General features: G+C 38.3%; 19 protein-coding genes. All 19 read left to right on the forward strand.

The genetic code is table 11. The features are described from left to right. The 19 genes from lpxK to GA0116959_RS04980 all read left to right on the forward strand — a co-directional run bounded on the left by lpxK (position 1) and on the right by GA0116959_RS04980 (position 14,367). On the forward strand, positions 1–1,005 hold the full coding sequence (gene lpxK / locus GA0116959_RS04890) for a tetraacyldisaccharide 4'-kinase (RefSeq protein ID WP_092718917.1): 1,005 nt from the start codon (positions 1–3) through the stop codon (positions 1,003–1,005). Positions 1,006–1,017: 12 nt separating this feature from the next. Then, positions 1,018–1,779 (forward strand): 3-deoxy-manno-octulosonate cytidylyltransferase, encoded by a 762-nt coding sequence (gene kdsB, locus GA0116959_RS04895; protein ID WP_092718920.1) that lies wholly within the window; start codon positions 1,018–1,020, stop codon positions 1,777–1,779. Between the two features lie 50 nt (positions 1,780–1,829). Then, a complete protein-coding gene (locus GA0116959_RS04900) occupies positions 1,830–2,813 on the forward strand; it encodes a DNA polymerase III subunit delta' (RefSeq protein ID WP_092719282.1) in 984 nt (327 codons plus the stop codon). A gap of 18 nt (positions 2,814–2,831) precedes the next feature. Next, complete coding sequence (locus tag GA0116959_RS04905) at positions 2,832–3,173, forward strand: PilZ domain-containing protein (RefSeq protein ID WP_092718922.1); 342 nt, start codon at positions 2,832–2,834, stop codon at positions 3,171–3,173. A gap of 26 nt (positions 3,174–3,199) precedes the next feature. Next, entirely contained in the window at positions 3,200–3,973 is a 774-nt protein-coding gene (locus GA0116959_RS04910; protein ID WP_092718924.1) for a TatD family hydrolase, read from the forward strand. Between the two features lie 45 nt (positions 3,974–4,018). Then, a complete protein-coding gene (locus GA0116959_RS04915; protein WP_092718927.1) occupies positions 4,019–4,633 on the forward strand; it encodes a TetR/AcrR family transcriptional regulator in 615 nt (204 codons plus the stop codon). Between the two features lie 9 nt (positions 4,634–4,642). Next, positions 4,643–5,203 (forward strand): prepilin-type N-terminal cleavage/methylation domain-containing protein, encoded by a 561-nt coding sequence (locus GA0116959_RS04920; protein ID WP_092718929.1) that lies wholly within the window; start codon positions 4,643–4,645, stop codon positions 5,201–5,203. Positions 5,204–5,303: 100 nt separating this feature from the next. Continuing rightward, a complete protein-coding gene (gene gspI / locus GA0116959_RS04925) occupies positions 5,304–5,693 on the forward strand; it encodes a type II secretion system minor pseudopilin GspI (RefSeq protein WP_092719285.1) in 390 nt (129 codons plus the stop codon). Between the two features lie 80 nt (positions 5,694–5,773). Further along, a complete protein-coding gene (gene gspJ / locus GA0116959_RS04930) occupies positions 5,774–6,400 on the forward strand; it encodes a type II secretion system minor pseudopilin GspJ (RefSeq protein ID WP_244878567.1) in 627 nt (208 codons plus the stop codon). A 37-nt stretch (positions 6,401–6,437) separates the two neighbouring features. After that, positions 6,438–7,385 carry a type II secretion system minor pseudopilin GspK gene (gspK, locus tag GA0116959_RS04935; RefSeq protein ID WP_092718934.1) on the forward strand — a complete coding sequence of 316 codons (948 nt, stop codon included), beginning with the start codon at positions 6,438–6,440 and terminating at the stop codon, positions 7,383–7,385. A gap of 150 nt (positions 7,386–7,535) precedes the next feature. Continuing rightward, positions 7,536–8,132, forward strand: coding sequence for a 6-pyruvoyl trahydropterin synthase family protein (locus tag GA0116959_RS04940; protein ID WP_053578070.1), 597 nt, complete (start codon positions 7,536–7,538; stop codon positions 8,130–8,132). A 45-nt stretch (positions 8,133–8,177) separates the two neighbouring features. Continuing rightward, complete coding sequence (gene ung, locus GA0116959_RS04945; protein WP_092718937.1) at positions 8,178–8,891, forward strand: uracil-DNA glycosylase; 714 nt, start codon at positions 8,178–8,180, stop codon at positions 8,889–8,891. Further along, complete coding sequence (locus GA0116959_RS04950) at positions 8,888–10,018, forward strand: enoyl-CoA hydratase/isomerase family protein (protein WP_092718940.1); 1,131 nt, start codon at positions 8,888–8,890, stop codon at positions 10,016–10,018. The genes ung and GA0116959_RS04950 overlap by 4 nt, the downstream gene beginning before the upstream one ends. After that, positions 10,015–10,536, forward strand: a complete 522-nt coding sequence (tadA, locus tag GA0116959_RS04955; RefSeq protein WP_092718942.1) for a tRNA adenosine(34) deaminase TadA — start codon at positions 10,015–10,017, stop codon at positions 10,534–10,536. The genes GA0116959_RS04950 and tadA overlap by 4 nt, the downstream gene beginning before the upstream one ends. A gap of 59 nt (positions 10,537–10,595) precedes the next feature. Further along, positions 10,596–11,027: an SRPBCC family protein gene (locus GA0116959_RS04960; RefSeq protein ID WP_092718945.1), complete on the forward strand. Its 432-nt coding sequence runs from the start codon at positions 10,596–10,598 to the stop codon at positions 11,025–11,027. Positions 11,028–11,044: 17 nt separating this feature from the next. Continuing rightward, positions 11,045–11,728, forward strand: coding sequence for a (d)CMP kinase (gene cmk, locus GA0116959_RS04965; protein ID WP_092718948.1), 684 nt, complete (start codon positions 11,045–11,047; stop codon positions 11,726–11,728). Positions 11,729–11,834: 106 nt separating this feature from the next. Continuing rightward, a complete protein-coding gene (gene rpsA / locus GA0116959_RS04970; protein ID WP_053578064.1) occupies positions 11,835–13,511 on the forward strand; it encodes a 30S ribosomal protein S1 in 1,677 nt (558 codons plus the stop codon). A gap of 160 nt (positions 13,512–13,671) precedes the next feature. After that, the gene (locus GA0116959_RS04975; protein ID WP_092718950.1) at positions 13,672–13,977 is read left to right on the forward strand and encodes an integration host factor subunit beta; all 306 of its coding nucleotides are present in this window, start codon (positions 13,672–13,674) and stop codon (positions 13,975–13,977) included. 24 nt (positions 13,978–14,001) lie between these two features. Beyond that, complete coding sequence (locus GA0116959_RS04980; RefSeq protein ID WP_053578062.1) at positions 14,002–14,367, forward strand: lipopolysaccharide assembly protein LapA domain-containing protein; 366 nt, start codon at positions 14,002–14,004, stop codon at positions 14,365–14,367. Positions 14,368–14,485 lie beyond the last annotated feature (118 nt).

Genomic DNA, 14,485 nt, shown 5'->3' on the forward strand with positions numbered 1-14,485 from the left:
ATGTCATTTGCACAATTCATTCAAGATGCCTGGAATAAACAAGCAAAATGGTTAATTGTGCTGCGACCTTTGTCATGGCTTTATCGTAGTGGTTTTTTACTTAATAAAAAAATGTATCAAGTTGGGATTAAGTCAAGTTATCAAGCACCTGTCCCTGTGATGGTGATTGGTAATATTACTGTGGGTGGAAGTGGTAAAACACCATTATTAATTCATTTAGTCAATCATTTACACAGTCTAAATATTCGAGTAGGTGTCATTAGTCGTGGATATGGAGGGAGTGGACCTTTCCCAGCCTACGTTAATTTAGAATCTGAGCCTGAAGTAGTTGGAGATGAGCCCTGTTTAATTGTTCAATCTACAGGGGTGCCTATGGTGGTAGGGTCAAATCGTCAGCACAGCATTGAAAGCTTACTATCTCGACATTGTTTAGATTTAATTATCAGTGACGATGGCTTGCAGCACTTGGCACTTGCACGACAAATTGAATGGATTGTCTTAGATCAAAATCGAGGCTTAGGTAATCAGAAATTATTACCAGAAGGATATTTACGAGAACCTTCCAGCCGTTTAACGACAGGTACAGTGATTGAGCATGCAGCAGAACCTACCTCAGCTTTGAATATGCATTTAGAAGTGGCTTTACCTTATTTGTTAAATGCAGTTGGAAGTAAACCTTTTCATCCTGAACATCATTTCTATGCAGTGGTTGGAATTGGTTTTCCGCAGCGTTTTTATCAAACTTTAGCTTCAATAGGTATTCATCCATTTCAGTGTCACGAGTTTCCAGATCATTATGAGTATGAAATTCATGATCTTGAGTTTGAAGATGATTATCCAATCATTACCACAGAAAAAGATGCGGTTAAAATTTTACCCTTATTAAAACAACATTCAAATTTCAAGCGGGAGGTTTGGGTGGTACCAGTCGAGGCTAAGCTTTCAGCACAGTGTTATGATGTTTTGCATCATCAATTACAACAACTGGGTATTCAAATTCCTTAAGGTTTATGGCTTATGAAACATATTGTTATTCCTGCGCGTTTTGCAAGTTCACGTTTACCAGGTAAGCCCTTGCTTGAGATTCATGGGCGTCCTATGATTTTACGAGTCGTGGATCAAGCCAGAAAAGTGCTGGATTTTGACGATTTATGTGTGGCTACAGATAATGAGCGTATTGCTGAGGTCTGCCGCGCTGAGGGTGTCGATGTTGTGTTGACCAGTGCAGATCATCCTTCTGGTACAGATCGCTTGAGTGAAGTTGCGCGATTAAAAGGTTGGGCAAGTGAAGATATTATTGTCAATGTGCAGGGAGATGAACCTTTATTGCCTGCACAATTGGTGCAACAAGTAGCACAACTTTTAGAGTCTCAACCTGAAGCATCTATGTCGACTTTATGTGAGCCGATTGAGAGCTTAGCTGAGTTTGAGCGTGACAGTATTGTAAAAGTGGTGATGTCAAAATACAACCAAGCACTCTATTTCAGTCGTGCCACCATTCCGTATGATCGCGATGGAGCAAAAGAGGCTGTTCAGCAATTACATACTCAAGCTTACCGACATTTGGGTTTATATGCGTATCGAGTCAATTTACTACAAGAATATGTATCTTGGGATATGGGGATGTTGGAGCGGCTTGAAAGTTTAGAGCAATTACGTGTTCTTGAAAATGGTCATCGTATTGCCATTGCCATCGCTGAGGCAAATTTACCACCCGGTGTAGATACTCAAGCTGATTTAGATCGTCTAAATCACATGGATATTTCTCACTTTGAATAAAATATGGGTTCAAGTTGGGTTTAAATGCCATGCAAAATGATGCGAATACAATGCAAAATGAGCGTCTGGCTCAAGTTTATCCCTGGCAGCAAACCATTTGGAATACCTTAACAGGGCGTTTTCCAGAAATAGGGCATGGTTTACTTTTTTATGGCAAAAAAGGATGTGGGAAGGAAGCATTTTCTCAATATTTTTTGGCATGGGTTTTGTGTCTGAATCGGCATGTTAAAAATGTACCTTGCGGTGAATGTAATAGTTGTTTATGGCTCAAATCCGACACGCATCCCAACTACGTTTATATCAGTACAGATGAAGAAAATAAAAAGCAAAATGCTAAAATTAAGATTGAAAAAATCCGTGATTTATTGCCATTTGTACAGCAAACAGTAGATGGTTGGCGAGTGATTGTGATTGAACCTGCAGAAGCGCTCAATATTGCCTCTGCAAATGCTTTATTAAAAACCTTAGAAGAGCCAGGTGATCGGACGATGATTATTTTGTTGGCCGAACATTATTTGAAATTGCCTGCCACCATTCGTAGCCGTTTACAACATTATGCTTTAGATCGTATTTCGGACGCACAGGCAGATGAATATTTGAATCAAAATTTGTCTGATTTAGATCCCATACAAAAACAACTATTGCTCAATTTATCGAATCATATGCCGCTACAAGCTCTTAAATTGGCTAATGCGGAATGGTTGCAAAAAAGACAAGAATTTTTGATGGATTGGCAAAAATTAGTGATACAAAAAAATATGCCTATGGCAATTGCGACGAAATGGAATAAAAACTTAAGTTTTAGTGATTTTGCGCAAATGTTTGAATACTTGTTGTCCGATTTAATTTGTGTCAAGCTCAATCAACAAGTTAAAAATACCGATTTGGATTTTGGTGAATTGGCAGAGCACTATTCGCTGGCATTTTTATTTCAGGTTTATTCAGACTTGCAACAATCAAAACAGTTTATTGAGCAAAATGTGCAAACCAATTTGGTACTTGATCAATTGTGTATAAAACTAATGAATATTTAAATTAAAAAAGGGAATAACATGCAACCACGTATGGGCGGTATTATTCAGGCCAATATTCCAGATCGAGATACTTTATATGCCAGTTACATGCCTTATGTTGTAGGCGGTGGTTTATTTGTTCCGACAAAACAACCTGTTAAAATGGGTGAGGAAGTTTTTGTGTTGGCGACTTTACCCGATCAATCACAAAAAATTCCTTTAACAGGAAAAGTGATCTGGATCTCACAAAAACAGAACGGCATTAAATTACAAGGTTTTGGAATGCAACTTTCTGGTGAGAAAGGTGTTTATTACAAATCAGAAGCTGAAAAGTTACTTGCAGGTATTAAGTCTGAAGGGCGAACTAGTTACACTATGTAAGCTTTCATTACTTTTAGGATTTCACCGTGTTTGTAGATACGCATTGCCATTTAACCATGTTGGATTTAACGCCTTATAATGGCAATCTAGATTTAGCTTTGGCACAGGCACGTCAAGCGGGTGTGTCTAAATTTATGAGTATTTCGGTGAATTTGGATGATCATATTGCATTAGCTGAAATTGCAGCACGGCATGCCGATGTGGGATACAGCGTTGGTGTGCATCCCTGTGAAGATCCTGATGTTATGGCACGTGCAAGCACGGATTATTTGGTGGAATTAGCCCGAAGTGAAAAAGTATGGGCAATTGGTGAAACAGGTTTAGATTATTTTCACAGCACGGATTTTATTGCAGAGCAAAAAGATTGTTTTGTCCGTCATATTCATGCGTCTCAAACCGTGAAAAAACCAGTGGTAGTTCACACTCGCTCAGCCAAACATGACACTGTAGATATCATTCGTGCTGAAAAATCTACGCATGGTATTTTGCATTGTTTTACTGAAGATTGGGAAACGGCTAAAGCGGTACTCGATTGCGGTTATTACGTTTCCTTTTCCGGTATTGTTTCTTTTAAAAATGCGCAAGATTTACGCGATGTCGCCAAGCAAGTTCCACTTGATCGGCTATTAATTGAAACGGATAGTCCATACTTGGCACCTATGCCCTATAGAGGTAAAGCCAATGAACCAAAATACGTTCCTTATGTAGCAAAAGCCTTAAGCCATGTATATGATAAGTCTGTTGAGGAAATTGCAGCGATCACCATGCAAAATTTTGAAAATCTCCTTAATTTAAAATAAATAGTTTGAATTGATACAAGTGTAGAAGAGAGTCATAGCGTGAAGATGGATCGACAGGCTCAGTTTCGAGCAAGAGAAGCATTAATTTTTCAAGTTGCAGAGCAACTATTATTAGAAAATGGCGAATCGGGCATGACGCTTGATGCGTTAGCAGCGGAACTCGATCTGGCAAAAGGAACGTTGTATAAGCACTTTCAAAGTAAAGATGAGCTGTATATTCTTTTAATTATTCGCAATGAAAAAATGTTGCTCGAAATGATCAAAGATTCAGACAAAGCATTTCCAGAACATTTGGCTTTTTTTATGTTGCATCATCTGCATCATCCAGAGCGTACAGTGCTTTTTCATCAAATCGAAGAGCGTTTATCGACCACTGGTGTGGGTATTCATCATTTATTCAATGAACTCTATCAAATTAGAAAGCAGCGTTTACGTATTATTATTCGTATGACTGAAAGTTATTTAGACTCTCTTGAAAGTATTATGTCCGTGCGTGACTATTTGGCCTCTATTTGGGCTTTAACGCATGGTGCCGCAGCCATATTGAATTCAAGTTTTTATCAGCGTTATATGGGTTCAAGAGATACTTTACGTGTCGCTTATATCGATCAGGCATTGGCACTGCCTAAGCAAATCAGTTTTGCACAATCAATGCTGTAAAGGTATGCAATGAAGCACATGAGACCATCATCAAATCAGGGTTTTACACTTATCGAATTGATGGTGGTGATTGTCATTATGGCACTCATGGCGTCTTTGGTTTTAAGTAATATCGGTGGTGTCGATCAACGAAAAGCCATGCAGGCGCGTGAAGTCTTTCTTATGGATTTAACACGATTAAATCGTGAATCAAATGATCAAGCGCGTATTTTTGCGTTGAATCTACTCCCTGCAACCGATGTAGCACCATTTCGTTATGGTGTGAATGAGTATATTACTTCTATCCGTCAAAACGATCAGATGCCAACAATCGCTGATAATCAAAAGTGGCAAAACTATACTGGATTTAAGATGCGTACTTTACCCGATCAGGTTTCATTCAATATTCAAGCGATTGACCGACAATACGAAAATGCCAACAATCAAGATTTGATTCAAGCCAATGCACCTAAATTAATGTGGTTTGGTAATGGGGAAGCAAAACCTGTGCGAATACAGTTTTATTTTGAACAGCGGCCCATTGGAGAAGAAATAGAGATTGATTATTTAGGCAAAATAAATGCAAGCTAAATACTCTAGAGCGAATTTTCTGCCTTGCTTGGTTGCGAAACAATATTCAACTCATGACAATGGGCAAAATTCATGCTCTCATCGCTTTAAACAGTCTCGCATGCTTAGATCTCGTCGTACTTTAGGATTTACTCTACTTGAAGTCATGGTGGCGTTGGCTATTTTTGCCACTGCCGCAATTGCTCTGACAAAAGTGGCAATGCAATATACTCAAGCCACTGCAAATGCAATTTTACGGACCAAAGCACAATTTGTCGCTTTAAATGAAGTGGCGAATATGGAAATCAATCAAGAATGGTTACAAGGAACACAATCAGAACAAAGCACACAGCAGGGAGAAATGTGGCAAATTGATAAATCTGCGCAATCCACCATTAGTCCAAATGTACAGCGTATAGAAGTACAAGTGAGCTTATTGAATGCAGACTCAGGAAAAGTGCAAGCAGGAATTACACATCTAGTTTTTTTTAACTACAAGGCTAAAGTGTAATGCAGTTAAAAAATAAAAAAAATAAAATGTCACAAACACAGCATAATTGTCGATCTTGTACACAAAAAAAGCGTTGTTTAATTCATCCTCGTTCAGGTTTTACCTTGGTTGAGTTGTTGGTGGCAATTGCGATTTTTGCAGTGCTTTCGGCATTAGGATGGAAAGTTTTTGATTATTTGATTAAAGTAAAAGATCGTAATGCTGAACATGAAATAAATTTAGGTCAATTACAAGAAGCTTATCAGCAAGTTTTACGTGATACCGTGCAAACAGTGCCTTTAACTGCGAATATAAATAGTGAAATTCAGCCTGCTTTAGTGTTGCAAAATAGTACATTCAGCTTTAGTAAAACAGGGGTAACCGATCCTTTGCAGCAAGGGATTTCCCCCGATGAGCGAGTAGAATATCAATATCGTGCCGATGAAAAAAAAGTTTATCGTTTAAAATATCGTTATCTTAATCGAAGTGGTCGTGATCAGCCTGAATCCAGCGTATTGCTGAGGGATGTAGATCAGTTTGAGGTTGTGGTGTTAAATCCAAATGAAAGCACTGCATGGCCAGAATCAGCAGAAAATTTAACTGATCATGTACAGAAGCAGAAGTTACCCAAAGGAATTAAGATTAAGCTGAAAGTGAGAGATGTTGAATATGAATGGATCTTTAGTTTATTGAATACAGATTATCTAGAACAGCGCCAGAATAATTAAACAAATCGTGAACTAAAGCAAAATTAAAGAGAGATACATGAAGCAGCAACGTGGAATTGCCTTAATCACAATTTTAGTCATGGTGGCATTGGCAACCATTCTTGCTGCAACGATTGTAAAACGCCAAGCCAATACGGCTGAAAATACAGCTTATTTAATGCGTCAAAATCAGTCATTAATGTACGCTAAAAGTGCGGAAGCTTTTTTCTCTGAACTTTTGGTCGATGATGCAGAAAATGCAGCAGATATAGATCATTTACAAGAAAATTGGGCCAAACCAATGCCTGCTTTTCCAGTGGAAGATGGTTTTGTATCGGGCACTATACAAGATGAGTCTGGAAAATTTAATTTAAATAGTTTGGTCAATGCTGATGGAACCCCTAATTTGCCTGCCAAAATTTGGTTTGAAAAATTATTGTTACGGGTAGGATTACAAGAAAAATTAAGTGAAGCTGTGATTGATTGGCAAGATCCAGATGACCAAACTATCGGGGGGATGGGCGCGGAAGCAAATTACTATCAAGGACTATCGCCAAGTTATTTACCTGCAAATACCAAATTTCATCATGTCGAAGAACTTAAGTTAGTTCGAGGATTTGAAGGCGAAAAATATTTACAAATTGCCGATTATGTCACCACCGTACCTAATACAGACAGTAAACTGAATATCAATACAGCTTCTGCTGTGTTGTTGGCAAGTTTAGACCCTAAGTTAGAAGTGAATGCAGTTCAACACGTCATACAGCAGCGACAAGCCAATTTACAATATTTTTCCAATGTCAGTGAACTTTGGGCCATTGAGCCTTTTGCACAAGTCAGTAATGAAGTTCGTACTGAATTAAATGATCTTTTAGGTGTCCAATCCAATTATTTTAAGGCACGTATTGAAGTCATATTAAGTGAGCGAAAACGACAGTTCAGTAGTGACTTGGTCCGTAAAGATAAGACAGTTTATGTTGCTTACCGAAGTATGGCACCATTCTAATTGTATTTACCTGATGACGCTAAAATGATAGCACCTACTTTTATTGTTTAAATTTTATCAATTGTATTGAACAGTAAAATTAATGCGCAGCCTTTCAGTTTTGCTTTATAATCAAAATTAATTCACAGATTTCTGATTGCATTACGACATATGTTAATTCGTAAGTTATTTAAGTTTGAAAATGCTCATATTGTGCGTAACTGCACATCTGATCGTTGTAAGCGCTCGATTCATGGTCATAGCTATAAAGTTGAATTGCTGCTTAAGGCTTCAAAATTAGATCATGGACAAATGGTTTACGATTTTGGCCTGTTAAAAGGACTGATCAAAGATATTTTTGACAGCTTTGATCATGCAATTTGTTTTTGGCAACAAGATGATGCTGATTATATTGAGGCCTGCAAAAAATTTAGTGCTCGTTGGGTATCTTTACCTGTTTCGCCGTCTGCGGAACAGTTTTCAAGAATTTTCTTCTATTTAGCTCAGCAAATATTAGTTTCTACCATTACTCAAAATGGGGAAGGTGATGTTGAGGTCTATTCTGTTATCGTACATGAAACGGATACAGGCTATGCGCAAAGCTTTATTGAAGATATTGAAAATGAGCAAATGGGGCTATTAAAGCTAGAGCAAATTATATTTTCTGAGCAAGTCCAAGCAGAATGGTTAGATCCAGCTATGTATGAAAAATTAAAACAAGGAATAAAATTCCAAAATCCAAGTGTAGATCTTCAAGTTCCTGTTTGAAGTGAGTCTATCTTGGTTATGTTTAAAAAGGATTAGGAAGCAAGTATGGCTTTTACGGAACAACAGCAGTCTCAACTTGATAAAATTCAGTTAGATGCAAGTTGGAAAAGTGCGTTAAGTGAGTTTTTGCTTAGCACGAAAATGGAAGAATTAAAGCAGTTTTTGGTGGCAGAAAAAAATGCCGATAAATTGATTTATCCGCCCAGTTCACTTATTTTTAATGCGCTTAATACAACGCCTTTAAGCCATGTTAAAGTCGTGATTATTGGGCAAGACCCTTATCATGGTCCAAATCAGGCACATGGTTTAAGTTTTTCAGTGCAAAAAGGGCTTGCGTTACCGCCTTCATTGCGTAATATTTTTCATGAATTAAATACTGATCTGAATATTCCTATTTCAAAACACGGAAATTTAACAGATTGGGCGACACAAGGCGTGTTACTACTGAATAGTGTATTGACTGTTGAAGCAGGTCAGCCAACTTCACATCAAAAACAGGGTTGGGAAGATTTTACCGATCATGTGATTGATGTGTTAAATGAGCAGTGTGAACATATTGTGTTTATCCTTTGGGGAGCATATGCACAACGAAAAGGACAACGAATCGATCCAAATAAGCATTTGATTCTAAAAGCTGCACATCCTTCACCACTTGCTGCAAATCGTGGTGGTTTTTTTGGATGTAAAGTATTTTCAAAAACAAATAATTATCTGAAACAAAATGGCATTGAGCCTATAAACTGGCAGCTGGACGCATGACACAATCTCCTGAATTAAAAAGTTATCATCCCGATCTTATTGTTGAAGAAGCAAAAAATGGCTGGCGCATTGTTCGTCTTAATCGGCCAAAATCTTTACACGCATTAGATGAATCAATTGTTACGGCACTTTTAGATGTGTTTCAAGATTTCCACCTCGATGATGCAGTAAAAGCGATTTGGTTGGATTCAACCACTCCAAAAGCATTTTGTGCGGGTGGAGATGTGCGTAAACTTCGTCAATTGGTGATTAATGATGAAGTGGAAACTGCAAACAAATTCTTTGAACAAGAATATGCTTTAGACTTGCTCTTACATAACTATGCTAAACCTGTATTGGTATGGGGCGAAGGTTATGTCATGGGGGGCGGATTAGGCCTATTCATGGCAGCACCTTTCCGTTTGGTGACTCCATATTCACGCTTAGCTATGCCAGAAATTAATATTGGGCTTTATCCCGATGTAGGTGCTACACGTTTCTTAGCAGATCGGGGTGCAATTGGCCTATTTACAGGACTTACAGGCTCGATTATGACTGCGGCAGGTGCCTACGGTATTGGTTGGGCGACTCATATTTGTGATGCACAACGCGATAATGTCTTACAAAAAGTGCTCAATATTGATTGGGGTCACTATCCAGCAGGAGATTTTCGCGCAATTGATGACACATTGAATGGTATGCATCGCCCTGTAGGCCCAGGTCCTTTGCAAAACTCTTTGGATGTGATTCATAGTGTTTGTCGAGGTGTAAACTTTGAGCATGATTATGAATCAATCATTGGTTTAAGTGATGCGCGTAGTGACTGGTTGCGTCAAGCAAGTGAAAATTTGCAAAAAGGTTCACCGACTACTGCTGCTTTAACTTGGTTGCTATGGCAGTGGGGCAAGCAAGTACATTCTTGGAATGAAATCTTTGAACTTGAAATTCAAATTTCAGACTGGAAGATTCGTCACCCCGATTTTGTCGAAGGTGTACGGGCTCGTTTGGTCGACAAAGATTTGTCTCCAGAATGGAAAAAAGGTGCAGATTTTTCGTTAAAGTCGATTTTGTCTGATTACCCGCCTGTGACTAAAATTGAAAGTTGGAATAATCTTTTAAAGCATTATGGTGTAATTAGTTCAGTATGACCGTTGAAACACCATTGTCAGATGAGGAATGGATGCAGTTTGCTTATCAGCAAGCGGGCATTGCCGCCTCGAAACAAGAAATCCCTGTCGGGGCGGTGATTGTCAGTCAAAATAAGATTATTGGCGCAGGTTATAATGCGCCCATATCATTGAATGATCCAACGGCTCATGCGGAAGTACAGGCGCTACGTCAAGCGTGCAATCACCTCAATAATTATCGACTCCCCGAAGATTCTATTTTATATGTGACTTTAGAGCCTTGTACTATGTGTGTTGGGGCTTTAATTCATGCACGTATTAGTCGGGTTGTGTTTGGCGCGACTGAAACTAAAGCAGGTTCATTGGTCAGTGCAAGAAAGTTATTAGAAACAGGTTATTACAATCATCAGTTTGATTTTTCTGGCGGGTGCTTGAATAAACAGTGTTCTCAACAGTTGAGTGATTTTTTTAAGATGCGCCGTGAGCAAAAAAAAATAAATAAATTACAAGAAAAGTCCTTAAATGATCAGAATCATTGATCTAATATATGTAAAATACAATGACAATAATCATTGTCAAATAAGAGTTGGATTAAACCATGAAGTCTATTCAGGTTAGAAAAGAATTTAATGCACCGATTGAGCAAATATTTAATTTGTTATCTAAACATGCCACTTATAATATTGCCTTTGCACCGATTCAGGTTGAAAGAGTTAAAGATTCTACAGATCCTGAGCGTCCTGATGGTGTGGGGTCAGTTCGTCGCATGGGGTTTGGCCCTGTTAAACCTTTGCAAGAACAAATTACACGTATGGACGTTAATCAAAGAATTGAATATCAGATTATTAAAAATCCTTTAATCAAACATCATTTGGGGATTATTGAGTTTGATGCAATAAATGAGAATAAAACTTTAGTCACTTATACAATTGAATTACAAGCACGTGCACCTTTTGTTAGTCAAATAATCCTTGCACAGTTAAAATCTGCGATTAAACTTGGCTTTTCAAAACTCGCAAAGACTGTATAAGTAATGGCGGAACAGCAATGACAGTAAATATTATTACAATTGATGGCCCAAGTGGTTCAGGAAAGGGTACGCTTGCTGCTAAATTGGCAGCATATTATCAGTTTCATTTATTAGATTCTGGCGCGCTATATCGTCTTTTAGGCTTGTCATTACATCAACAGAATTTATTGGATTGTTTGGATTCAAAACTTGACTTATGTACTGAAATTGCAAAAAAATTAGATATAAAATTTGTTACAAGTGATGTTGGAACTGAGGTTTGGCTTGATAAGCAAGATGTTACTCAAACTATTCGCACAGAGCGTGTTGGAGAGTTTGCTTCAAAAGTTGCTGTAATTCCAGAGCTTAGGCAGGCACTTTTTGATCGACAACGTGCATTTGTACAAGCACCTGGATTGGTAGCAGATGGACGAGATATGGCAACTACTATTTTTCCAGAAGCGCAAGCCAAAATTTACTTAACTGCATCTGCTGAGTCTCGAGCCGAGCGACGTTTAAAGCAGTTGCAGGGTATGGGGCTAGATGTTAAAATAAAGGATATTTTAGCTAATATACAAGCTAGAGACAAACGAGATATGGAGCGAGCAGTCGCGCCACTCAAGCCAGCAACTGATGCTTACATCATTGATAGTTCAGAATTGAACATCAATCAAGTGTTTAAGTTAATGACTACATTTGTTGACCAGCAATTAATGAATTAAAGAATTTTCAGCTAAAGCATAGCTAGATCAGTTTATTACGGACTATGTGGAAGCTTAATTAAACCGGCCTTGTCTGATCCAAGACCGCTGACATATCAGGTATATCATGACCGAATCTTTTGCAGCCCTCTTTGAAGAAAGCGAATTAAATTTCAACGTTGAAAAGGGTGCTGTCATCCAAGGCGTTGTTGTAAACATCGATTCTGACTGGGTAACAGTTGACACTGGCCTTAAATCAGAAGGTATTGTTGACCGCGCTGAATTCTTAAACGACCAACGTGAACTTGAAGTTCAAATTGGCGATACTGTTGATGTTGTTGTTGAAGCACTTGACAACGGTATGGGTCAAACAGTTTTATCACGTGAAAAAGCGAAACGTGCTGAAACTTGGACTAAGCTTGAAAAAATCTTTGAAGATGGCGAAATCGTTACTGGCGTTATTTCTGGTAAAGTTAAAGGCGGTTTCACTGTAGACATCGGTCCAGTACGTGCGTTCTTACCAGGTTCTTTGGTAGACACTCGTCCTATCCGTGATACAACTCACCTTGAAGGTAAAGAGTTAGAGTTTAAAGTAATCAAACTTGATGCTAAGCGTAATAACGTTGTTGTATCTCGTCGTGCTGTTATGGAAGCTGAATCTTCAGCTGACCGTGAAGCACTACTTGCTCAGCTTGAAGAAGGTCAAACAGTTACAGGTACGATTAAGAACCTTACTGATTATGGCGCATTCGTTGATCTTGGCGGTATTGATGGTCTTCTTCACATCACTGACATGGCTTGGAAACGTATCAAGCATCCTTCAGAAGTTGTTGAAGTGGGTCAAGAAGTTACTGTTAAAGTACTTAAATTTGACCGTGAACGTAATCGTGTATCTTTAGGTCTTAAGCAATTAGGTGAAGATCCATGGTTAGCGATCATGAACCGTTACCCTAAAGGTTCAATCGTTAAGGCACGCGTAACTAACCTGACTGATTATGGTTGTTTCGCTGAAATTGCTGAAGGCGTTGAAGGTTTAGTACACGTTTCAGAAATGGATCACACAAACAAAAACATCCACCCATCTAAAGTTGTTCAGATTGGTGATGAAGTTGATGTTATGGTTCTTGAAGTTGATGAAGAACGTCGTCGTATTTCTTTGGGTATCAAACAAACTCGTGCTAATCCATGGGAAGAGTTTGCTAAAGACCATGACAAAGGCGAAAAAGTTTCTGGTACGATCAAATCTATCACTGACTTTGGTATCTTCATTGGTTTACCGGGCGGCATTGATGGTTTAGTTCACCTGTCTGATATTTCTTGGAATGAACAAGGCGAAGAAGCTATTCGTCGTTACAAGAAGGGTGACACTGTTGAAGCGGTTATCTTGTCTGTAGATGCTGAAGGCAATCGTATTAGCCTTGGTATCAAACAAATGAACAATGACCCGTTCAATGATTTCTTGGCAACGAACGAACGTGGTGCGCTTGTTAAAGGTACTGTAACTGCAGTTGATGCTAAAGGCGCAACAATTAAGTTAGCTGACGAAGTTGAAGCGACACTTAAAGCATCTGAAATCAATCGCGATCGCGTTGAAGATGCAACTAAGTTCCTTGAAGTTGGTCAAGAAGTTGAAGCTAAAATCATCAACGTAGATCGTAAATCTCGTTCTATCAACTTGTCTATCAAAGCGAAAGACGAAGCTGAAGAAAAAGAAGCAGTTGCTAACTTAAAAACAGCAACTACTTCTACAGAAAATGGTCCTAAAACCATTGGTGATTTGATCAAAGCTCAAATGAACCACTAAGTAGGCGGTTAAAAGTATTGTTAATGTAAGTTAACTGATACTTTTTACACAAATACTGTAAACGGTAGCGTAGTATTAACTTATTACGCTACCGTTTTGTATTTAAACAGGTTATTATCGGATCATCTATATAATAGCTTGATAATTAAAGAGGTCTCAGATGACTACGGAAGCACTGAATAAGTCTGACTTAATAGAGCGAATTTCTCTTAAAAACCCGCACTTGGCAGAACCTTTAGTTGAGGAAGCGGTTAAAATTATGATTGATCAAATGATAGCTGCATTGTCGTCTGATAATCGTATAGAGATTCGTGGTTTTGGTAGTTTTGCTTTACATCATCGTGATCCACGTGTGGGTCGTAACCCGAAAACAGGTAAATCTGTTGAGGTAGCAGCAAAAGCAGTACCACATTTTAAGCCAGGTAAAGCATTGCGTGATGCAGTAAATGATTCTGCTAGTGAATAAAAAAATTCTAAATAGGGGTGTTCTATGCGTTATGTATTGGTCGCTTTATTAATTGTACTGTTTGGCTATTCGTTGGCTTTGGTTCTACAAAATGGAACTGAAGTTACTGTAGATATGTTATTCACCCAAGTTCCTGCAATGCGTTTAGGTTTGTTGCTGTTATTAACATTAGCTTTAGGGCTGGTATTGGGCTTATTGTTAGGTGTACAAATTTTTCGAGTCTTTCAAAAGAACTGGGAAATTAAACGATTACGTAAAGACATTGAATACCTCCGTAAAGAACAGATTCAATCTGCTCAATTGGCTGCGACAGAAGCCGCTGCGCATAATCGTCATGAAAAAACGGTTTTAGATATTCATCCTGAAGATAAGGGTTCTTTTCCTTTATAAGCATTTGAATGATTCAAGCCTGCTATTCAATTTGTTGATAGCAGGCTTTTTTTATGATAAAAATCTTTGAAAGGTACTGAGACATTGAATAATTAAAATTAAATTTTTAAAACTTGAA

Origin of the sequence: Acinetobacter albensis, assembly GCF_900095025.1 — a bacterium.
Taxonomy (GTDB): Bacteria; Pseudomonadota; Gammaproteobacteria; order Pseudomonadales; family Moraxellaceae; genus Acinetobacter; species Acinetobacter albensis.

What these genes read in the sequence shown, in the direction of transcription:
- lpxK (WP_092718917.1), top strand. Translation starts at nt 1, where the DNA reads ATGTCATTTGCACAATTCATTCAAGATGCCTGGAATAAACAAGCAAAA.
- kdsB (WP_092718920.1), top strand. Translation starts at nt 1,018, where the DNA reads ATGAAACATATTGTTATTCCTGCGCGTTTTGCAAGTTCACGTTTACCA.
- GA0116959_RS04900 (WP_092719282.1), top strand. Translation starts at nt 1,830, where the DNA reads ATGCAAAATGAGCGTCTGGCTCAAGTTTATCCCTGGCAGCAAACCATT.
- GA0116959_RS04905 (WP_092718922.1), top strand. Translation starts at nt 2,832, where the DNA reads ATGCAACCACGTATGGGCGGTATTATTCAGGCCAATATTCCAGATCGA.
- GA0116959_RS04915 (WP_092718927.1), top strand. Translation starts at nt 4,019, where the DNA reads ATGGATCGACAGGCTCAGTTTCGAGCAAGAGAAGCATTAATTTTTCAA.
- GA0116959_RS04920 (WP_092718929.1), top strand. Translation starts at nt 4,643, where the DNA reads ATGAAGCACATGAGACCATCATCAAATCAGGGTTTTACACTTATCGAA.
- gspI (WP_092719285.1), top strand. Translation starts at nt 5,304, where the DNA reads ATGCTTAGATCTCGTCGTACTTTAGGATTTACTCTACTTGAAGTCATG.
- gspK (WP_092718934.1), top strand. Translation starts at nt 6,438, where the DNA reads ATGAAGCAGCAACGTGGAATTGCCTTAATCACAATTTTAGTCATGGTG.
- GA0116959_RS04940 (WP_053578070.1), top strand. Translation starts at nt 7,536, where the DNA reads ATGTTAATTCGTAAGTTATTTAAGTTTGAAAATGCTCATATTGTGCGT.
- ung (WP_092718937.1), top strand. Translation starts at nt 8,178, where the DNA reads ATGGCTTTTACGGAACAACAGCAGTCTCAACTTGATAAAATTCAGTTA.
- GA0116959_RS04950 (WP_092718940.1), top strand. Translation starts at nt 8,888, where the DNA reads ATGACACAATCTCCTGAATTAAAAAGTTATCATCCCGATCTTATTGTT.
- tadA (WP_092718942.1), top strand. Translation starts at nt 10,015, where the DNA reads ATGACCGTTGAAACACCATTGTCAGATGAGGAATGGATGCAGTTTGCT.
- GA0116959_RS04960 (WP_092718945.1), top strand. Translation starts at nt 10,596, where the DNA reads ATGAAGTCTATTCAGGTTAGAAAAGAATTTAATGCACCGATTGAGCAA.
- cmk (WP_092718948.1), top strand. Translation starts at nt 11,045, where the DNA reads ATGACAGTAAATATTATTACAATTGATGGCCCAAGTGGTTCAGGAAAG.
- rpsA (WP_053578064.1), top strand. Translation starts at nt 11,835, where the DNA reads ATGACCGAATCTTTTGCAGCCCTCTTTGAAGAAAGCGAATTAAATTTC.
- GA0116959_RS04975 (WP_092718950.1), top strand. Translation starts at nt 13,672, where the DNA reads ATGACTACGGAAGCACTGAATAAGTCTGACTTAATAGAGCGAATTTCT.
- GA0116959_RS04980 (WP_053578062.1), top strand. Translation starts at nt 14,002, where the DNA reads ATGCGTTATGTATTGGTCGCTTTATTAATTGTACTGTTTGGCTATTCG.